Raw genomic sequence first — 20,551 nt, forward strand, 5'->3', positions numbered from 1 at the left:
TGCGAGCCCGCGTGCGGTCAACTTAACCGGCTTCCCAAGTAATCATTATATCATCCCGTTTTCACCTTTCCCATTCCTCCTTTTCGCATGAAAGCCATTCCATTCCTACTGCTATCCGGCCTGCTGTTTACCGCCGCAGGCTGTAAAAAAGACAAAGAAAATGCGCCTTCTAAAACCGCCATGCTCTCGGGCGTGACCTGGAAGGAGTCGTCCCAGACCATGACCCTCAACGGCGTGGCGGGCAACTACACGCCGAGCGCAGCCAATACCACAACCTATCAGTTTGCGGCCAACGGCACCCTGACCGTGACGGATGGCACCTCCGCTCCCGAAACCGGGACCTGGGCCTTTGCCAACAACGAAACCCAAATCAAAACCACCGGGGCGGGCAATAATCCCCAAACCTTCGAGCTGTTCGAACTCAGCAGCAACAAGCTGGCCTTTGGCGTGAATTACAACCAGACCCAGATACAAACTGCCTTGGCTCCCAATTCCGGCGATATCCTGCCTTACCTCATTTTATCGGCCGGCAACTTCACCTTCCCTGCCAACACCCCCACGGTGCCTGTCGCGCAGCTCACCAGCTTCCGCTACCAGAGCAACTGCGTGCCCCGCTAGGCAGCGCCCACCGGTCATCCTGAGCAGTGCGAAGGACCTTATCACGTTCGCATTTACTGGAATTGCTGCTAGCTATTCAGCCATAGTAAGCTCCTTCGCTGGAGTCCGGATAACAACTGTTACCTATCCATCCACCTATTCCACTCCTTGCATATGCAAACCAGCCTCCGTTATTCCCTTCTTTTGCTCGCTGCTACTTGCCTCTCGCTCACCGCTTGCAAGAAAGATTCTGATGATTCTGTCCCCAGTGCCGGCGATGGCTCCGTGACCTGGACCCACAACGGCACCTCCTACACCAGCACGTTGGGGGCTTCGGCCATTGTCGACTCCGGCGATAAAATTATCATCACGGGCGGTTCCAAAGACAACAACAACGTCGTGTCGCTGAGCCTGCAGGGCATCAATGCCAAAGGGCCGGGCGTGTACGAGCTGCGCAAAGGCTCGGTGCTGGACGACCTGCCCGCCGGGGGCATCACCCTAAACGGCAGCAATCCCAGTCAGGGGACGCAATACCTCACCCTCTACGGCCCTACCAACAGCAACGGCACCATTACGGTGAGCCAGTACGACAAAACGGCCCAGAAAATCAGCGGCACCTTCACGTTCACGGCCGGTGCTATCCCCAACACCAGCGCTGCCGGCACCCAAAATGTGACCAACGGCAGCTTCAGCTTCACCAAGTTCCGGTAGGGGTGGCTCAGGCACTGTTTCGGATGAACGATAACGCTTAACACATCACCATGAAGACTTCTGCTCTTTTACTGGCCCTGCTGCTTTTGCTGAGCCCCCTCACGCGGGCACAAAATGCCCCTGCCGGCCGCCCCGAAACCGGCTTCTTAAAGCGCACGGTCACCGTGGGGAGCCGGACCTATGCCTACCGCGTGTACGTGCCCGAAGACTACAAGCCTGGGAAAGCCTACCCGGTGGTAATGTACCTGCACGGAGTAGGGGAGTGGGGCCAGGACAATGAGCAGCAGATGGGGCACGGTCTGGGCAGCGTCATCCAGCTCTACTCGCACAAGCAGCCGGAACGGTTTGGGGCTTTCCTGGCCGTATTCCCGCAGGTAGCCGCGCCCGAGCTGTGGTTTGGCGAAGGAGCCGAGCAGGCCCTGAAAGCCCTGGACCAAACTGTGGCAGAATTCAAGGCCGACCCCAGCCGGCTCTACCTCACGGGGCTGTCGCTGGGAGGCTACGGTACCTGGTGCATAGCTGCGCAGCACCCGGGCAAATTTGCTGCCATCGCTCCGATGGCCGGCGGGGTATTGGTCCCTAGCTGGTTCGACCAGGCTTTCCCGTCGCCTTCGCTCACGGCCTATAAAACCCAGCCGCTGTACACCTATGCCGCCACTGCCAAAGCGTTAGGAAGCACGCCCGTCTGGGTGTTTCACGGAGCCAAAGACGAGGTAGTGCCTGTGGCGGAATCACGCCAGATGGTAGCCGCCCTCAAAGCCGCTGGCCACGCCGCCAAGTACACGGAGTACCCTGCTGAGGGCCATTTCATTATTGACAACGTGTACACCGACGCCACTTTCTGGCAGTGGCTGCTGGCTCAAAAGCTGCCCACCGCTCCGGCCAATGCGGCGGCTAGCACCAAGCACTAGTACGTCTCCGGGCCTTAATTCCTCCTTTCCACGCTTTCCAACTGCGCCATGAACCGACCATTGCTGTTTGGCCCCCTGCTGCTGTTGCTGTTGACTTCCACCGTTGCCCGCGCTCAGGTGGGGGTGGGCACTACCACGCCCAATGCCAAAGCAGCGCTGGACATTCAGGCGGCCGATAAAGGCCTGCTGATTCCCCGGCTAACGGCGGCTCAGCGCTCAGCCATCGGCAGCCCCCCGCGGGGCCTGATGGTCTACCAAACGGATGCGCCCGAAGGCTTTTACTATTTTGGCGGGAGCCCGGGCACTTGGGTCTACCTCGACCCCAACCCCGCCGGCGGCACGCTCACCTTGCCGTACTTCAGCACGGTTTCGGGCGCGAATGAGGTGGGATTTTGGGTGAATGCCAGCGGGGCCACGGCTACGGGCCTCCGCGGCTCGGGCACCACCAGCGGCACGGGCGTTTTTGGCACCACCAGCAGCGGCATTGGGGTGTGGGGGCTGTCTGTGGGCGCGGGGGGCGGCACGGGTGTGTTCGGCAGCACCGCGGCCGCCGATGAATCCAAGGCTGGCGTGGTGGGCCAGAATACCAACGTCACCAGCGACCAGGCCATCGGCGTGCTGGGCAAAACGGCTGCCGGTGTCGGCGTGCTGGGCACTGCTACGAGCGGAACGGGGCTCGGCGGCCTCAGCGACTCCTTTTACGGAGTTAGCGGGCAGTCGTCTTCAGGTGTGGGCGTTTACGGCGCGTCCAATTCCGATGTCGGCATACTGGGAGAGTCCGGTTCGGGCACGGGCGTGCGTGGCGTGGGCAACTCCAGTGCCTTGCTGGAGGCCGGCGTCATCGGCGATAACACCAACAATGCCGGTACCGGCGTGATGGGCCGCACCGAAACCGGCCAGGGTGTGCGCGGCCTGGCTTTCGGTGCGGGCGGGCGGGGCGTGTACGGCGCGGCCAGCAGCACGAATGGCGTGGGCGTAGAAGCCGAAGCCAGTGCCACCGGCGGCACCGCGGTACGGGCCGTGGGCACCAACGGAGCGCGAGCCCTCAGCGCCCAGGCCAACACCAGCAGCGCGGCCGCTGTGGTCACCCAAAACGGCAGCGGCCCCACCCTGGTGCTTACCGGTGGGAGCGGGGTGGGCATCGGCAGCCTTGTTCCACTCACCCGGCTGAGCATCTCGCCCGTCACGACCGAAGCCAAAATCACGCTCTACGACGCCAACAGCGGCACCGACCACTACGGCTTTGGGGTGAGTAGCGCCCAGCTCAACTACCACGTGGCTGCCGCCACCGACAACCACGTGTTCTATGCCGGCGGCAAAAACGGCAACGGTGCTGAGCTCATGCGCATCAAGGGCAACGGCCGCGTGGGCATCGGCACCAACAATCCCCAGGCCTTGCTCGACGTGGGCGGCACCATGCGTGCCGTGGAAGTGAACACGCCCACCACCGGCGCGGCCAACCTGCTGCCCGTGGCCTATGGCCGCATCCAGGCCAACGGCAGTGTGGCCTCGGGCACCGGCAACTTCACCTGCTCACAAACCAACGGCCTATACACCGTGACGTTCACAGCGGCCTCGGGGCTAAACACCACCAGTTTTGGCTCGGCCACCATCATGGCCACCCCCAACGGCTCGAACGCGCCCATCTTCGGCTTTGCCGGCAGCGCGGGCCAGGTGCAGTTCATCTTCGACCCGGCCGGCGCGCAGGACGCCTTCTCTTTCATGGTGTACCGACCCTGAGCTGTCCCTGTCCGTGGGGCGCTGCCCTACCACCCACTCCGTAGCTCTCTGCCCTCTGCAGAGCACGATAAGTAGTTCATTGTCCGCCTTTCAATTTCCACTTGCTTATGAAACGTCCTTTCTTTCTCCTACTCTCCGGGGTACTGCTGGCCCGGGCCGGCGCTGCCCAGGTAATTACCAAAGACCAAGCCACGCGCACAGCCGAAGGCACTGTGAACAGCCGTGCCAATGGCGAAATCAGCCGCGGCGTCAATGCCGGAATTGATGGCATTGGGGCCGGGGTAAAAGGCCTGTTTGGCCGCCGTAAAGACAAGCCCACACCGGCCGCGCCGGCGCCCGCATCCCGGCCCGCTACCGCTGCAGTGCCGGTTGCGGTGGCGCGCCCCGTGGCTAGCGGTGGGCAGCGGGTGCGGGTGCCGGGCGCCAACTTTTCGGTGCAGGTGCCGGCGGGATGGGCTTATAGCTACCTCCGCATCAGCAGCATGCTGCCCGACCGCCCGGACCAGCCGGCCGGACCGCAGGAAAGTGAGAGCATGCCCGCCACCACTCCGCCCGCGCAGCTCGGGCGCATGAACGGCTTGCAGCTCTACCGCCTGAGCGACCCGAACGACCAGCTCATGGTATTTGCCCACGCCGGCAAGCCCGCTCTGAGCCAGGCCGAGTTTACGGCCGTGGTGCAAAGCGCGGCTCGCAGTGCGGGTGGCGCCGCGCCGCAGGTAAGCCCCGCCAAAGTGGGGGCCGGACTACCCGCTTACCGGGTCGAGAATGCCGCCTTTGGCCTGAAGCTTGTGAGCGTGTATGCCTACCGCGACGGCCGGCGCTACGGCTTCTCGGCCACGCGGGCCCCCGCGCAGTTCGCTCCCTTGCAGAAGGTGTTCGACCAAGTAACGGCTTCCTTCGAGCCGGTCAGTAAGTAGGCCCACCCGTCGTGCTCATCCCTGCTGCTTTCGGCTTATAAATCGCTTCATCGGGCCTTCGGGCCTCTCCCCAACCACCCTAACGCAACCCCCAGAATGCGCCGTAATTTTTCTCTGGTTTTTGGGCCCTTAGCGTGCATCAGCGCGCTGCTGCTCACCGCTTGCAACCACGAGCAGCCCGCCACCACAACTGATAAGGCCGAAACACCTACTGCCCCCGCCGACCCCAACGCGGACTTCGTGACCTGGACGCAGGATGGGCAGGTGTACAAGGCCACCGATGTGTCGGCCTTTCGCTACCAAACCCTGCCCGTTATCAGCATCAACGGCGGCATAGTAGCCGAGGGGCAAGGGCTGAGCGAACGCACCCTCACGCTTTCCATTCCGACCACTTTCGCCAAGCCGGGTACTTACCCGCTCCCGCAAAGCGGCAACTCATTCAGCGTGGTTTCGGGCCAGCTGGTGCTGCCGCCGGCTGAGGCCTCTACGCCCCGCAGCTACAGCACCGAATTCGGGCCGGCCGCCGCCAATGGCTCGCTCACGCTCACTGAGTGCAACCCGCAGGCCCAGCGCTTCGCCGGCACCTTCGAGTTCACAGCCAAGTCCATGAGCACGGCTTCCCCAGCTACCCAGACCGTAACGGCTGGCTCGTTCCGCCTGACCAAGCTGCAAGTCGCTCCCAACGGAATATAGCCAGTACCCTAATTTTTATCTGCTTCAACTTCTCTTGCTATGAAATTACTTTTGCGCATCGCGGCCGGCTTGGCCCTGCTGCCCGCGGCTGCTCATGCCCAGAGCATTGGCATTGGTACCACCACACCCAACGCCAACGCAGCCCTCGACATTCGGGCCTCGGATAAAGGCTTGCTCGTTCCCCGCCTCACCGAAGCCCAACGCTTAGCCATTGCTGCGCCCCCACAGGGCCTGATGGTGTACCAAACCGATGGCACAGTCAGCGGCGGCGCCCAAACCGGCTTCTGGTACTACGCGGGCACCGGCGGCTGGGTGTTTATCGACCCGGCTCCCGGTAGTTTCAGCCTGCCTTATTCGGGCACGTACTCCGGCATTGGCAATGCGTTTGGCGTGAGCAACACCGGCATTGGAGCGGCTATTGTGGCCACGTCCACGCTCAGCTCGGCCGTGAGTGGTACCAGCACCAGCGGCGCGGGCGTAAGCGGCAGCTCTAGCACGGGTGTGGGCGTGTCGGGCAGCAGTACCGGAGCCGGCACGGGGCTCACCGGCGCCTCGGCCACTGGCGTAGCCGTGCGGGGTGCCAAAGCCGCCGCATTTCCCGCCCTCAACATTCCCGGCCAAACGGGCCGGGTGGCCGAGTTTATCAACAACAACCCGGATAACGACTCGACGGCCCTGCATGTGAGCAGCGGCGGCGACCGGCCGGCCCTGCGTGCGGTGAACACGGCCGCCTCGGCCCAGGCCGCCATCCGGGGCGTGAAGCAAAGCGCCAGCACCGACGGCATCGGGGTGGAAGGCGTCATCACCAGCGGGGCCACGGGCAACGCGGCCGGCGTGCGCGGGCTCGACCAGAGCGGCAGCGGCGGCGGCAGCGGCGTCATCGGTCTTACGGCCGGCGGCTACGGCGTGCGCGGCATCGCCTCGGCCAGCGGCGGCTACGGCGTCAGCGGCTCGGCCACCGACTCCTACGGTGTCATCGGCAGCAGCACGAGCGGGGTGGGCGCGTATGGTAGCACGGCCGCCAACAGCAGCACCGTAGCCGGCGTGCAGGGCGTGGGCAGCGGCACCAGCGTGGGCGTGCTGGGCCAAACCGTTAGCGGCCATGGGGTGCAGGGCGAGGCCTCGGGCACTGTCACGGGCATTGGCGTCTACGGCAGCGGGGTCATCGGTATGTGGGCCATCAGCACGGGCAATGGCGGCATTGGCCTCCACGCCAGCAGCAACGGGGTGGTCAACGGGGTGATGGGCAGTGCCGTGCAGGCGGTGGCCGGCACCGGGGCCACGGCAGTAGAAGCCTTTGCTACTGGCAGCGGACCGGCCGGCAGCTTCATCAAAGGCACCGGCAGCACGGGTCCGGTGATGACCATCCGGCAGGCCAGCGGCATCAGTGACCCGGCGCTGGTAGTGACCGGGGCCTCGCAGCTGCAGGAAATCAACTCGCTCGCTACCGGCACCGCCAACCTGCTGCCCGCTGCCTACGGGCGCATCAGCCGCACGGGCACCGTCCTGGGGGGCACCGGCAACTTCTCGGTACTACAGAACCTGCCCGGCTACGGAATCTACACGGTCACCATCAACAACCTCACCGGCGTCGACCTGACCAACGCCGTGTGCCAGGCGACGTGCCGCTTCGGGGTGCCGGGCAGGCCCAACGCCGAGTTTACGGCCACCGCCAACGGCCAGCCCAACGGCAAGATAGAAGTGCATGTGAGCGCCCTGAGCACGCCCTTCGACCTAGCCGAGGCCGACTTCTCCTTTGTGGTGTACCGCCCCTAGCCAATCCGCCGCCACGGCCGTGAGCCACCGGGGCCACCAGCACCACCCTCGGCATCACACTAACCACGTCGACTTCCCCACCGGTGGGGAAGTCGACGTGGCCACCTATAACGCCGTCAACAACCAGCAGCCTGAGTGAGATTTCTCATTCTTTATCTACTTGCGATAGTGTATTTTAGAGGAATAATATACTGGGTTGCAGTGCAGCGCACTTCAGTCTAGGTCTTCTCTGAAAAAGTCTTATCCAAGCATTGTAACTACTCCTGTTTTGCTTCTCAACATCCCATTTTCCATGACCTTTATTCGTTTCTCGCGCGCGGTGCTTCTCAGCCCGTTGTTGCTCATTGCCGCTTGCTCATCGGATAAAAAGCCGGATGCGCAGGCCGCTGCTGCCACGCCCGTGGCTCCGGTAGCTGTCGCGCCCACCCCCAAGCCAGCCCCCGTCGAAACGCCTGCCGCAGCCGAAACCCCGGCGCCCGCGGCTCCGGCCGGCTTCGACCCCAGCACGGTGCCCGTTGTCAGCCCGAAGCTGGGCGCGTTTCCCTACTTCACCCTGCTCGACAATTACCACAAGGGCACCATCAAGGACAGTGAGGTACGCTCGGAGGAAGTGAAGGACCTGATGAAGGACGCTGCCTTTGACCGGTACGAGTTTTTCGACGGTGTCAAAATCATCCCCGTGGAGGGCCGTCTTGCCACTATTAAGGCCGTTGGGAATGGGGCCTCATTCTTTCAGGTGCAGAAAACCTACGAGAAGCTGGTGCACGACCTGGGCGGTGTGACCGTGTGGGAGGGTAACATGGAGAAGTTCAAGGACGCAAAGCTGAACTTTGACGAGCGCCGCCACCGGGGCCGCTACAACATGTGGAACTCGGAGAAAGCCGGGGTGTACATGCTGCGCACGCCCGACAAGGAAATCTGGGTGGAGCCCTACCAGATTTACGACGACCACGAAAACTATTGGCTGACGGTAGTGGAGAAAAAGGCCTTGCCTATGCAGGCTTCCGTGCTGCCCGCCGCCGAAATGAAAAAAGCGCTCGACGCCACCGGCCACGTGGCGCTGTACCTCAATTTCGACACCGACCAGGCTACCCTCAAGCCCGATGCGCAGGCTACCATTGCCCAAATCATCGCCTTGCTGGCCCAAAATCCTGACCTCAAGCTGGCCGTGCAGGGCCACACCGACAACGCCGGCACTCCTGCCCACAACCAGGAGTTGTCCGAAGCCCGCGCCCGCACCGTGGTGGCCAACCTCACAGCCCAGGGCATTGCCGCCGACCGCTTGCAGGCCTCCGGCTTCGGCCAGACCAAGCCGCTGGTCGACAACAGCACCGAGCCCAACAAAGCCAAAAACCGCCGCGTCGAGCTGGTTAAGCTGTAGCGCCCGCTGGCGGCCAGTGGGTGCGCCGGCTTTTCAACCCATCATCTTACACGCTTATCTGTCATGAAAAAGAGCTTATTCGGATTGGTAGCCCTGGCCGCCGCTGGGGCACTTCCGGCCGTGGCCCAAAGCCTGCCCGCCACGCCCAAGCGCCCGGTCACGGACACGTACTTCGGCAAGAAAGTGGTGGACAACTACCGCTGGCTCGAAGACACCAACAACCCCGAGGTGCAGGCCTGGTTCAAGGCTCAGGGCGACTACACGAACCAGACGCTGGACCAGATTCCGGGGCGCGACCGCCTCATCAAAACCTTCGAGGACTACGACAAGCTGCTGGCCGTACGCTACGGCGAAATCAAGCAGCGCGGCAACCGCTACTTCTACCGCAAAACCCTGCCCAACGAAAAAGTAGGCAAGCTCTACGTGCGCGAGGGCAAAACTGGCGCCGAAAAGCCCCTCTTCGACCCGATGAGCCTGGCCACCGATAAGCAGAAAAGCTACGCCATGACGGCCTTCACGCCCAGCCCGAACGGCCAGCTGGTTGTCATCGGCCTTCAGGAAGGCGGGGCTGAGCTGTCCACGCTGCGCACCATGACGGTGGCTACCAAAGCGTTTCGGCCCGAGAGCATCCCGGCTGTATTCGGTGGTACCGTCGACTGGCTGCCCGATAACAGTGGCTTCCTCTACACGCCCAACAACTCCACCGACCCCAAAGACCCCAAGGGCAACCTCAATACCAAAGCCCGCCTGCACCGCCTCGGCACCCCGCCTAAGGCGGACCCCGACCTGTTTTCGCGGGCCAAAAACCCCGACATGGGCATCCGGCCCGACCAGTACCCGCTGATGGCTTTCTCCAACGACCGCACCCAGGTCTACGGCGAACTGAGCTCAGTCGACCGCCGCATCAATGCCTGGGTCACCACACCCGCCGACCTGAGCAAACCCAAGATTGCCTGGAAGAAGCTGGCCGCGCCCACCGACAGCGTGTACAGCTACTCCAAAATTGGCAGCAAGCTCTTTCTGCATAGCGTGAAAGGCGCGCCCAACGGCCGCATTCTCATGACGGATGCTGCTGCGCCCAGTCCCGCCACCGCCACCGTGCTGCTGCCCGAAAGCACTCAGAACATTACCCGCCTCAGTGCCACGAAAGATTATTTGTTCGTGACCCTAAGCGACGGCATTAATGAGCACATCCGGCAGTATAGCCCCGCTACCAAGCAATGGGCCGATGTGCCACTAACAACCAAGGGCACCACCGGCATCGAGTTCTACGACCCCAGCAGCAGCAACGAGGCGCTGGTGTACGTGATGTCCTGGAACGACCCCGGCACGCTCTACGACTACAACCCGGCTACCCAAAAGTTGGTCACCAGCGCCTTCCACGTGCCCATGAACTACCCGGGCGTGGCCGATTTGGTGGTGGAAGAACTGGAAGTGCCCAGCCACGACGGGACCATGGTGCCGCTCTCGCTCATTTACCGCAAAGGCCTGAAAAAGGATGGCAGCGCCGTGTGCCTGATGGACGGTTACGGCGCCTACGGCAACTCGGCCACGCCCTACTTCAGCCGGCGCAACCTGGCCCTGCTTAACCAAGGCGTGGTTTGGGCCGAAACGCACCCGCGCGGCGGCTCCGAAAAAGGCGACAAGTGGTACCGCGCCGGTTACCAGACCACCAAACCCAACACCTGGAAGGACTTTATCGCCTGCGGCGACTACCTCGTGAAGAATAGCTACACCAGCCCGCAGCACCTCATTGGCATGGGCACCAGTGCGGGCGGTGTCCTCATCGGCCGGGCCATCACCGAACGGCCCGATTTGTTCGCCGCCGCCATTAGCAACGTGAGCTGCTCCAATGCTTTGCGTTTCGAGAATTCGCCCAACGGCCCCGTCAACGCCCCCGAGTTTGGTACCGTGAAAGACTCGGTGCAGTGCATGGGCCTCTATGAAATGGATGCCTTCAACCACGTCGTGCCCGGCACCAAATACCCCGCCGTGCTCTGTGTGGGCGGCATGAACGACCCCCGCGTGATTGTGTGGCAGCCCGGCAAGTTCGCTGCGGCCCTGCAAGGCGCCAGCACCTCCGGCAAGCCCGTGCTCATGCAGGTGAACTACGACAACGGCCACTTCACCGAAGATAAAAAAGTGGCCTTCCGCAACTTCGCCAATATGTACGCCTTCGCCCTCTGGCAGGCCGGCCACCCCGCATTTCAGCCTGCCACTACAGCAGTGAAATAGCCCCGTTTCGCTACGCAGGCAACCATAAAAAAAGCTCCTGCTGATTCAGTAGGAGCTTTTTTTATATCTAAATAAACCTGAAATGAAGCCTTCTTCTCCAGTACTTCGTCAATCAAGCCGTACTCTTTGGCCTCGTCGGCGCGCATCCAGTAGCAGTAGTCAAGCTCCGAGTTGTCGTAGATTTCCTGGTAAGTTTTGTCGAAATTTTGCGCCAGAAGTACGCTCTCGCATTCCAAGGCAACATCAGCTTCATTAGGCTGGACTCCCAGCGCACCATTCTGACTGTCATTGAGGTCTTTTCAACCGGGGCAACATCGCAGCGTACTATATGCTCTGCCATGAGTCGAATTACAAAGTTCGCCCTGCAGTGCACCATAACCTTTCTACCACCAGTCAGTGCGGGTAGCTAAATTTCCAAGGCTGTACGAATGCCCGCTTCAATTGCACCTTCAATCCAGGCAATTTTGAACGAGGTCGCGTCGCCGCCAAAGTGGATGTTGTCTTCTGCCTGTTGTACGTAGCCTTCCAACTCCATAAACTGGCCCGCGGCCAGCATGGCGGCCTCGCCCGTTGAGTAAATATCGTTCGACCAAGACTGCGACGTGCCCACCACGAAGGAGTCGCGGATGCCTTCGCCAAATATCTTAGCCAGGTCGTTGAGTGTGTATTCCACGCGTGATTCGTCGGTGAAGGCAACCCACATAGCGGCCTCTGTGGCCCATACAAAGGAAGAAATCACCACACCGCCGTCTTTCCCGCCAAAGTCGGTGCTTGGGAAGTAAATGAACCGTGAAGCCAGGTCGGTAATCACCTGGCCGCCGAAGATGTTGTGTTTCGTCTCCCAGAATCGGTCACGGAACTGCAGAAACACCTTTGTCGCGCCGTTATAGTTGAGCTCGCGGAGGGTTTTTCGCTTCAGCGGCGAGAAGGCCGGATTGACATCCAGCACCCGGGCTGCCGGGAATGGAATGGTCAGAATGACTTCGTCGGCTGCTACCGTCTTGTGCAGGGCAGGTGGGGCAGCCACTCCATGCCCCAGCATGGTGTTGCCAGCCTGGGGCTTTCCGGCTTCAAAATGCAGGGTTGTTTTCGTGCCGCGGTCCAGCTTGGTCAGCATGTGGTTGAAATAAACCTGGACGCCCTGCTGCTGGAGGTACTCGTAAAACCGCTGCGGCAGCAGGTCCATCCCGCCGCCGATGCCGAAGTACGTCGCTTTCGGGTCGTGGTCAATGGTTTCGACAATCTGCTGAATGAGGCCCAGGTTGGAGCGAGATTCTAGGTTGAGCATCACCTCAATCATTTCAATAGCTCCTTCCGACAGCTTGGTTTTCGCCTTCAGTTAGCCCCGAACCGAATACTGGTCATATTCTTCAATGAGCCTTGCCCAGGTCTCAACCGTATTTGATGCCGTAACCCGGTCTAGCAGGGGCTTGATGGCTTCACTCCACAAGACGTCTGCCGTTTTCCCGCGCTCCGAGCCTACCGTTCGGAACAGCAGTTGGTCGGGGTTTTTCTCGTATTCTGTGCGGGTGATTTTGATGCCGTTGACGTAAATCAACTCATTGCCTTTGACATCGTGGTTGATAAATGAAAAGGTTTTCAACCCAAACTTGCTGATATACTCAAACACCAAGTGGTAGGATGTAACCAGTCGCATGGCCCCGGCCTCACCACTCTGGCCGTTGCGCAGCGGCTCCCGAATAGTCTTGATGCGGCCGCCCACCCGCATACTGGCCTCGAAGACCGATACCTTGTGCCCGGCCGCCGCCAGCAGCGACGCTGCCACCATGCCCGACATTCCCGCTCCAATGATGGCCACGTTTTTCGGAGATTTTGCTTTTGGAATACCGTTCTGAATGATATTCATCAGGTTTCGGGTCTGCTCGGTCGGCACCATCTTCCCCTCTTTGTTCTGGATGTATTCCGGAAGTAACTCCGGCAACAAATCCTTTCAGGATGTATTTGCGCGCATGGTTGGTGTCGATTTAAGAAGCTGGTAAGGTGAGGAGATGAGGGTAAGCAAAATCAACAGAATGAGTGAAACGTCAAACTGACGCTACGACAGAGCCATTGTTAACACGTATAGTGTTAACAAATGATGACGGGCCAGTGGAAGAAGCCTCCTGAATTCTAAATGAGGTTTTGGCTTGGCTTCAGGTGTCATGGCTAGCTATAATCCAAGACCCCGTAGTGATAGCCAGCTTCTTTAGAAACCCACACAGCTCGTCCTGTTACTAGCGTTTATCAAACCAATTCTCATTGTATTTCATTGAGTTAGCAGTGCGAATATCCGCCGGTGGCTGGGGCGCTTATCAAGTAGAATTACGTATTTTGCTCGCGTAGTTTTACACGTTTCGGGGTAGCGTACCTGCGGCATGCTAGGATTAGGGGGTGGCATGCACTCCGCACCCTGCTTACGGCCGGTGGCTAAGAGCCCACTCTCATTCTGCAAGAGCCGGATGAGTAGAATATCGCATCCTTGCTGTCGTAATTAGCTAGGAAAAGCTCCCTGCGCCACTGCGTACATTGTGGGAAAATTCGTGTGCCGGGTTTGTGTACAAAACCTGAAAAAACTGAGTGATTAACGTTGGGGTAGCTTGAGTTGCTGGAAACGTATCGGCAATCAGCAGCAGTCGGTTTGGGGGGGCGCGGTCAGCGGAATGGATTGGGTAAATCAAAACCAGCGATTTGGCCGTATAGCTGAACCATACAAATTCTCTCACCCCAACTAAAACCCATGACCACGAAACCATTCTTCGCTGCCCTCGCTCTTGCCTTTGCCTTCAGCGCCCCTGCCTTTGCTCAGGACATGAAGACCAAGAGCGACGACGAAAAAACCAAAACCAAAGCCGACGGCATGACCACCAAAACCAAGATGGCGGACGATGGCAAGATGAAAATCAAAGGCAAGTCGGACGCCGGTGACAAGATGAAAGCTACCACCAAGCCCCGCAAAGGTGAAATGGCCGGCATGAGTGGCAAAGGCGTAATGGTGGGCGGCGCCATGATGACCCCCGACAAAGACATTGTGGATAATGCCGTGGGCAGCGCCGACCACACCACGCTGGTAAGTGCCGTGAAAGCCGCCGGCCTAGTTGAAACATTGAAAAGCGCGGGTCCTTTCACCGTATTTGCGCCCACCAACGCGGCATTCGATAAGCTGCCTGCTGGCACGGTAAACTCACTGGTGCAGCCCGACATGAAGCCCACGCTCACCAAGGTATTGACCTACCACGTCATCCCCGGCCGCTTCACCGCCGCCGACCTGAAGAATGGTCAGGTTCTGACCACCGTGGAAGGCGAGCAGTTGACCGTGATGAAATCGGGCAACAGCGTGATGCTAAAAGATGCCAAAGGCGGTATGGCCACCGTGACTATTCCCAACGTGATTTCGAGCAACGGCGTGACCCACGTCATCGATACGGTACTGATGCCAGCTAACTAAGCGCACCTCCGTCTCATTGAGCAAGAGCTCTTGTTCTGAGTGCTGGCTGCAGCTCAGAATGCCAGCCGGACTCCAACGCTAAAACAAAAAAGGCTTGCCAGATACCTGGCAAGCCTTTTTTATGAGCAATTATATCCTTATTCCAGCAACAGGCGGCGGCTTACGGTGTGGCCGTCGTGCAGCGTCAGGCGCACCGTGTATACACCAGCCGGGAGCGTGGGCAAAGCCAATTCGAACTTACCAGCTTGGGCAGTGGGCTGTTCCCATACGTTGCGACCCAGTGCGTCGAGCACAGCGGCGCGGGCAAACGCCGGCCCGGAAATGGTCACTGCATTGTGCGCGGGGTTAGGGTAGAGGCTATAAGCGGCCGCTTCCTGGGCCGATGCAGTGGCGGTGGGGTTGCTGTTCGTCATCACGGGGCGCATCAAGACAACGGCACTGGTTGTGGTCGGTATAAGCTCGGTCCAGGCACCCGTATTGTCGCGGCGGAAAAAATGCTGAGCTGGATAGGTGCTGTTCAGGTCAGTAGCATACTGAAGGTATCGACCGGTGGAAGGCTGCGAAAAACCTACGTAGAAGGAGCCGGTTACACGTACCGGCTGGTCAAAATCAACCTGATAGTAGTCCCACCCGGTGGGGTAGGGATATTGGATGGTGTAGGTTTTGGTGGCGCGCGCATTCAGTGCAGGCACCCCAGCGTTGTCGTCCCAGATGCTGACGGTAATGGGACGGGCCGCTAGGTCGCTTGTGAACACCGGATACAGGCGCAGTCCCCGCACATAGTCGGGCTGGTTGAGGTCGAAGCGGTACGCCAAGGCTGACTGTTGCCCAGTGGTATAGGGAAAGAGTTGAGTGGCGCTTTCCGCAGTGCCATCGTCGTAAGCGTAATAGTTGCTCAGCTCCAGGTCGCGGGAGATAGTATCGTTGGCAATGGTGGGCGAAGTAGCTGGTTCTCTGGAAGCAATATACATGCTGTAGCGAAAGCGCTTCGCTGTGGCTGTCGTAGGCAGTGGGGCCGCGCTCGCATCACCGGTCCGGGCGCTCTGACGAGTGTTGGTAGGAATGGTGTTTACATCCTGAAGCCAGGTGCCGATAGGCGCACCGCTTGGCAGCTCGCGCACCTTACCAGTGGTAGTGACGGACAGCGGCGGGCCAGTGTCCAAATTGGTCACGTTTACGCCCATTGCGGGGTTGAGCTCGCTGGTGGTGGCGGCATTATACTGCCACACTGGCATGGATGAAAACCGGCGCAGGGGGCTGCGTAGGCCACCCGAAGGGTTGCCGCCCACCAGCCCGGCCCCGGTAGCGGCATCTACAAAGACGGTATCGGTGAGGGTACGGCCTTGGTTGAGCAGCACGTAGTCCACGCTCCAGGTATCGCTGTTGACGGTGGTATTGCCCGTGGCGACCAGCATAAACTGAAAGTCGCCGTGCAGGTATTTGGTTTGGTCGAGGGCAATGGTTTGCTGGCGAAAGGGAGTCGTGCGCCCCCTGCTGACAACCGACCATTTGGATTCCCAGCCAATGGTACCGCTGGTATTCGTCTTGACAAACAGCTCCAGGCGAACCGGCGTCTGTAATGAGTTATTATTTGGCAGGCCAACAACGCTGCCGGCCTGCCAGGCGAAGCTCAGCACCACATTACTGGCCGGCGTGAGGCCCGCCAGGTTGATGGGCTGCGAGATTAGCGAGTCGAGGGTAGCATTGGGGCTGGTGACTGCGCCGCCGCTATAGGTCAGGCCTTTGGCCGTGAGGCCATCGAGCGTGGCCGCGCCCCGGGTGAGAGGTGCCAGGGCAAAGCGGTTTGATACCAGTGCGCCCCCTTTGGCTTGCCAGCGCAAGATGCTGGGTGCCCCTTCAAGCGGAGAGGTAAAATCGTCGAAGAAGGGCAGCGAAAGCGCCGTGCCCCGCTGTTGCGCCTGCTGGGCCATGGTGGGCACATAAGCAGCGCGGGCGGGGTCGGAGGTCAGCGGAATGATGGGCAAGGCCTGCTGGGCCGCCACCGGGCCAGCAAATAGCAGTGTCGGCAGTACCCAACGGCAATACGTGCGGAATCGTGTCATCATATCGGAAAGGGATTAAGCCATCCTAACGATGGCAGCAGGGGAAATAGTGCGCCGCGTGGCGTTCATTGCTCGTTGCGAGTCGTCTGTTGTCAGCCTATTCAGACTAGCAGTGGACAACTCGCAACGAACAGCTACCTATTTAGCCACCCAGATATCTACGAGCTGGCCCATGCGAATGGTAGCATCGGGGCCAGCTACGGGGCGCTGGCGTACTACGGTGCCCGCCGCCTGACCTTCTTCGGCGGGCTGCTCAAACACTTCACCTTTTACCAGGCCCTGGCCTACAAGCAGGGTCACGGCCTCGTCCTCGGGCATGTTGATGAGGTTGGGCACGGCGAAGGTTTGGTTGCCCTGGCCGTCGCCCACCACCAGGTCGACCTTGGTGCCTTTGGCAATAGGCGCACCGGGCGCTATTTCCTTGCCGTTCACCAACTGCTTGAGCACCGCGCCGGAAGCCAGGTCGGGTACCAACTGAATCTGGCCCACCACGAGGTCATAGCTTTTCAGGATGAGCATGGCATTCTTCGACGAGCCCCCGGTGAGGGTGGGCATTTTAATCACCGGCGGGTTTTTCATGCTCACCTGCAGGTAGATTTTGCGGCCTTCCTTCACCTTTTCGCCCGGGGCGGGGTCCTGCACCAGCACCGTGAAGGGCCGAATGTTGGGGCTGTAGCTGGAGTCATCCACAAAGTAGTTGAGGTTGCGCTCGTCGAGGTATTTCTCCAGGTCGGCCACGTTCATGCCCGTCACTTTGGGCACCGTAATGGTTTCGCCGTGGTGGGTGCTCACGGGCAGGTACACGTAGAAAAAGCCCAGCACGAGCAGCAGGCCCGCTACGGCAATGAGCACGAGGTGCTTCACAACGTCGAGCGGGGTATTGGAAGTCAGAAAAGCCATTTGGGTAACGTTGGTACTGTATTAGGAATCCAAAGAACGTCATGCAGAGCGGAGCGAAGCATCTTTACTGCACAAGTAATCAGTTACTGTGGCGGTAAAGATGCTTCGCTCCGCTCTGCATAGCGTTCAATCACGATGGTCTATTGTGTCACCATTTTAGCCGTCCGCGCCTTGCCGAACTCCAGAATCCGGTCGATAAACTCGTATGGCGTGTAACCGGCCAGCGCCGTTTGGTGAAAGATACAGGTGGCCGGCGTCATGCCGGGCAGCGAGTTTACTTCGATGATGAGCACCTCCACCTCGCCCTCCTGGCGCACCCGCACAAAGGCGTCAATCCGGGCATAGCCCTGAATGTCGAGCACTTCGGCCACGCGGCGCAGCACGGCCTTCACCTCGTTGCTGATGCGCTGGCGTTCCACGGGGTCCACGTCGTAGCGGGCGGGGGTGATGTTCTGGCCTTCGCCGGCCAGGAATTTCTCTTCCAGGCTCAGCACCTCGCCGGTGGCCAAGGCCTCGCTGGCTTCAAATACTTCGATGTCGAGCAGGCCGTCTTCGTCGTAAGAAGTCAGCAGGCCGCCGGTCACTTCCAAAAAATGGGCGGCACCGTCGCGGCTGATGAGGGTTTCGACCAGGAAAGCATCCTTCTGCGGAAACTCCTCCTTGAAACCTAGGTGCAGCACCTCAGCCGGGGCGGGCAGGAGGTCTTCCTCGGAGCGGAAAATAAGCTGGCAGAAGGCTTCCAGCTCCGCCCGGTTCTTGATTTTCTTCACCGCCGAAGAGCAGCCGTCGTCGGCGGGCTTGGCAATGAAAGGGTAGGGGAACTGGGTTTCGAGTGAGCGGTAGAAGCTTTCGGCGTCGGCCTGCCACTCCAGCTTGTTGGCCATGCGGTGTTCGGCTACCAGCAGGCCAGCCTCGCGCAGGCGCTTGTTGGTTTCGAACTTATTGATGGTAATGCTGCTGCTGGCCACGCCCGAGCCGTTGTAGGGCAAGCCAAGCTTTTCCAGCTCCACTTGCAGGGCCCCGTCTTCGCCGGGCCGGCCGTGCAGGGCAATGAATACCTCATCAGCCAGTTGGGCCAGCTCTTCAAACGAAATGCGGCGCGGCTGGGCCAGGGCCTGGCCCGCGTAGGTGCTGGTGATGGTGCCTGCCTCGCGCCGGATGCGCTCCAGGATGGGGTGGGGGGCCTCGCCGGCCTCGGCATGCTCAATTTTCTCGCGGATGTCGTCGGCGTTGTCCTTCAGCATCACATTCACGGGCAGCACGTACAGCTTGTGCTCCTGGGCCGAACCGGTGAGGAACACCGGCACCGGCGCGTACTTGGCCGAGGAGCTGAGCTTCTCGTAAATATTGCGCCCGCTTTCCACCGAAATGTGGCGTTCTGATGAGTAGCCGCCCATTATCACGGCCACGCGAATGCGCTCGGTGGCTTCGCTCTGGCGGGCCTCCACGGCCTCATCCAGCAGCTGCATTTGCCGCTTTAGCTGCACCGGCTTCAGGCCGCCGCGTTGGCGCGCCGCCAGCGAGGTCCGAATGAGGTAGGTCAGAAACTGGCTGGGATTGAGGCCAATTTCGGCTGCCTGATGGAAGAAGAACGAAGCCGGCAACATCCCTGATGTGGTGTTCGGGTCGTTCAGGAAAATCTGGCCATCGGGGGTGTAAAAGCCATCGAGGCGGGCATAAACCTGGAAGCCGAAGGTGCGGAACATCTTTTCGCACGCTTTGCGGATTTCCTGAATCTTGTCCTCGGGCAAGTCGATGGGCGTGACTTTGCGGGCCAGGCCGGGCAGGTACTTCGAGCGGTAGTCGAACATCTCCTCGCCCTTCACAATCTCGGTGGGCGGCAGAGCCAGCGGGTCGCCGTGCTGGTTTTCGATAACAATGCAGCTAAACTCCCGGCCGGCCACAAAGCTTTCAATCAGAACCTGGGTTTCGCCCGACGTGCTTTCCAAGCTCACGGTATCGGCCCCTTCTTCAAAGCTTAGGTTCAAGAAGTTCAGCAGGCTTTCCGGGTGGTAGATGGTGGTTTGCTGAATGTCGGCAATGGAAAAATAGGCGCCATGACCAGCCTTGCCGGTAACGGCTACCACCGGCAGGCCAATCCCCTCCCGAATATCAGCCAGCTGGCGCACCCAGGCCACTTGGGCCGCCTGGGTAAGGCTCGTCCATTCAGCCCGGGCCACCTTTCGCCGAAACAATGCCTTTTGCACCGCCGCTTCGAAAGCGGCTGGGTCTTCGGTTTTCAGAATGCTAATGCCCAGGCTACTGCCCTGATGCGGCGCTTTTATCACCAGTGGCAAGCCCAGCTGTTTCACCAGTGATTTTAAGTAGCCGGCCCCAACTGCTGCGTAATCCCAGGCTTCCGCCGTCAGAACCCGGAAATCCGGCGTGGGCTGGCCAGTGGCCTTCAGCAGGTTTTTCTGCGCGACTTTGTCAATGCCAAATGCCGACGGCAAAATGCCCGAGCCCGAATACGGAATGCCCAGCCACTCCAACATGCCCTGAATGGCGCCGTCCTCGCCGCCCGGCCCGTGCAGGGCCAGAAAGGCAAAGTCCATGAGCAGCGGCAGTTGCTCGGCGTCAATCTTACGGCCTACTTTGGCAATGGCCTCGAACTTTTCGTCGTGGCTGAGCTCGCCCAGGCTTTCGATATATACCTGCAAGTGGTGCAACGACGGCGGCTGCGAGCTCACGGGCGGGTAGAAGTCCCGAATGGTGCCTTTGTAGATAAACTGCCAGTCGAGCAGAATGAACTGCCCCAGGCTGTCCACGAAGATGGGCACAGGCTGAAACAGCGCCTTGTCCAGATTATCAAACACGGTGCGGCCGCCGGCGAAAGAAATTTCCCGCTCGCGCGAAGTGCCCCCGAAAAAAATACCGATTTTCATAAGTACAGCAAAGGTAAGAACCCGTAGCGCGGACTTGTAGTCCGGGCCACCGCACCATCAACTATTCAAAGCCGCAAATTGTCCAGCCCTACCGAGTACGAACTACCAACTGAACAGATTTTGCTTTACGATTCTGACCTATTCAAAAAAGGTAAAGCAAATGGAGGCGTTCGTTTTGCTTTACTTTTCTAAGAAGTGCGAAAAAGGTAAAGCAAAACGGTCTGCCTCGTGATGCAGAGGTATAGACCTCGAATTAAGACCGAAGCGGTGTGGAGACACCACTTTCGCTTCTCTACA

At 60.1% G+C, this 20,551-nt stretch carries 17 protein-coding genes; 11 read left to right on the plus strand and 6 right to left on the minus strand.

Annotation, left to right across the window (positions count from 1 at the left end; translation table 11 throughout):
* Positions 1–87 precede the first annotated feature (87 nt).
* The 10 genes from J4E00_RS17240 to J4E00_RS17285 all read left to right on the plus strand — a co-directional run bounded on the left by J4E00_RS17240 (position 88) and on the right by J4E00_RS17285 (position 10,961).
* Positions 88–618 carry a lipocalin family protein gene (locus J4E00_RS17240; protein ID WP_208176434.1) on the plus strand — a complete coding sequence of 177 codons (531 nt, stop codon included), beginning with the start codon at positions 88–90 and terminating at the stop codon, positions 616–618.
* A gap of 183 nt (positions 619–801) precedes the next feature.
* The gene (locus tag J4E00_RS17245; RefSeq protein ID WP_208176435.1) at positions 802–1,308 is read left to right on the plus strand and encodes a DUF6252 family protein; all 507 of its coding nucleotides are present in this window, start codon (positions 802–804) and stop codon (positions 1,306–1,308) included.
* Positions 1,309–1,358: 50 nt separating this feature from the next.
* Complete coding sequence (locus J4E00_RS17250) at positions 1,359–2,219, plus strand: prolyl oligopeptidase family serine peptidase (RefSeq protein ID WP_208176436.1); 861 nt, start codon at positions 1,359–1,361, stop codon at positions 2,217–2,219.
* 48 nt (positions 2,220–2,267) lie between these two features.
* Positions 2,268–3,959, plus strand: a complete 1,692-nt coding sequence (locus J4E00_RS17255; RefSeq protein WP_208176437.1) for a hypothetical protein — start codon at positions 2,268–2,270, stop codon at positions 3,957–3,959.
* 107 nt (positions 3,960–4,066) lie between these two features.
* The gene (locus tag J4E00_RS17260) at positions 4,067–4,876 is read left to right on the plus strand and encodes a hypothetical protein (protein WP_208176438.1); all 810 of its coding nucleotides are present in this window, start codon (positions 4,067–4,069) and stop codon (positions 4,874–4,876) included.
* Positions 4,877–4,972: 96 nt separating this feature from the next.
* Positions 4,973–5,569 (plus strand): DUF6252 family protein, encoded by a 597-nt coding sequence (locus tag J4E00_RS17265; RefSeq protein WP_208176439.1) that lies wholly within the window; start codon positions 4,973–4,975, stop codon positions 5,567–5,569.
* A 39-nt stretch (positions 5,570–5,608) separates the two neighbouring features.
* Positions 5,609–7,345: a beta strand repeat-containing protein gene (locus J4E00_RS17270; protein ID WP_208176440.1), complete on the plus strand. Its 1,737-nt coding sequence runs from the start codon at positions 5,609–5,611 to the stop codon at positions 7,343–7,345.
* Positions 7,326–7,484 (plus strand): hypothetical protein, encoded by a 159-nt coding sequence (locus tag J4E00_RS17275; protein ID WP_208176441.1) that lies wholly within the window; start codon positions 7,326–7,328, stop codon positions 7,482–7,484. The genes J4E00_RS17270 and J4E00_RS17275 overlap by 20 nt, the downstream gene beginning before the upstream one ends.
* 153 nt (positions 7,485–7,637) lie before the next feature.
* Positions 7,638–8,726 (plus strand): OmpA family protein, encoded by a 1,089-nt coding sequence (locus J4E00_RS17280; protein ID WP_208176442.1) that lies wholly within the window; start codon positions 7,638–7,640, stop codon positions 8,724–8,726.
* 63 nt (positions 8,727–8,789) lie between these two features.
* Positions 8,790–10,961 carry a prolyl oligopeptidase family serine peptidase gene (locus tag J4E00_RS17285; RefSeq protein WP_208176443.1) on the plus strand — a complete coding sequence of 724 codons (2,172 nt, stop codon included), beginning with the start codon at positions 8,790–8,792 and terminating at the stop codon, positions 10,959–10,961.
* On the opposite strand, the gene J4E00_RS30290 is transcribed toward J4E00_RS17285, so the two are convergent.
* The 3 genes from J4E00_RS30290 to J4E00_RS17300 form a co-directional block, all read right to left on the minus strand.
* Positions 10,934–11,197 (minus strand): ATP-dependent Clp protease proteolytic subunit, encoded by a 264-nt coding sequence (locus tag J4E00_RS30290; protein WP_410779759.1) that lies wholly within the window; start codon positions 11,195–11,197, stop codon positions 10,934–10,936. The genes J4E00_RS17285 and J4E00_RS30290 overlap by 28 nt on opposite strands.
* A 170-nt stretch (positions 11,198–11,367) precedes the next feature.
* A complete protein-coding gene (locus tag J4E00_RS17295; protein WP_208176444.1) occupies positions 11,368–12,249 on the minus strand; it encodes a flavin monoamine oxidase family protein in 882 nt (293 codons plus the stop codon).
* A 51-nt stretch (positions 12,250–12,300) separates the two neighbouring features.
* The gene (locus J4E00_RS17300; protein ID WP_208176445.1) at positions 12,301–12,903 is read right to left on the minus strand and encodes a flavin monoamine oxidase family protein; all 603 of its coding nucleotides are present in this window, start codon (positions 12,901–12,903) and stop codon (positions 12,301–12,303) included.
* 987 nt (positions 12,904–13,890) lie between these two features.
* Here J4E00_RS17300 and J4E00_RS17305 point away from each other — a divergent pair.
* Complete coding sequence (locus J4E00_RS17305; protein ID WP_410779760.1) at positions 13,891–14,406, plus strand: fasciclin domain-containing protein; 516 nt, start codon at positions 13,891–13,893, stop codon at positions 14,404–14,406.
* Positions 14,407–14,543: 137 nt separating this feature from the next.
* Here the strand turns inward: J4E00_RS17305 and J4E00_RS17310 are convergent, their stop codons facing one another.
* From J4E00_RS17310 to J4E00_RS17320, 3 genes are all read right to left on the minus strand, one after another.
* The gene (locus J4E00_RS17310) at positions 14,544–16,472 is read right to left on the minus strand and encodes a T9SS type A sorting domain-containing protein (protein WP_208176446.1); all 1,929 of its coding nucleotides are present in this window, start codon (positions 16,470–16,472) and stop codon (positions 14,544–14,546) included.
* Between the two features lie 135 nt (positions 16,473–16,607).
* The gene (locus tag J4E00_RS17315; protein WP_208176447.1) at positions 16,608–17,369 is read right to left on the minus strand and encodes a PASTA domain-containing protein; all 762 of its coding nucleotides are present in this window, start codon (positions 17,367–17,369) and stop codon (positions 16,608–16,610) included.
* 140 nt (positions 17,370–17,509) lie between these two features.
* Complete coding sequence (locus J4E00_RS17320; RefSeq protein WP_208176448.1) at positions 17,510–20,254, minus strand: D-alanine--D-alanine ligase; 2,745 nt, start codon at positions 20,252–20,254, stop codon at positions 17,510–17,512.
* Between the last annotated feature and the right edge of the window lie 297 nt (positions 20,255–20,551).

Source organism: Hymenobacter negativus, assembly GCF_017571495.1.
Lineage (GTDB): Bacteria > Bacteroidota > Bacteroidia > Cytophagales > Hymenobacteraceae > Hymenobacter > Hymenobacter negativus.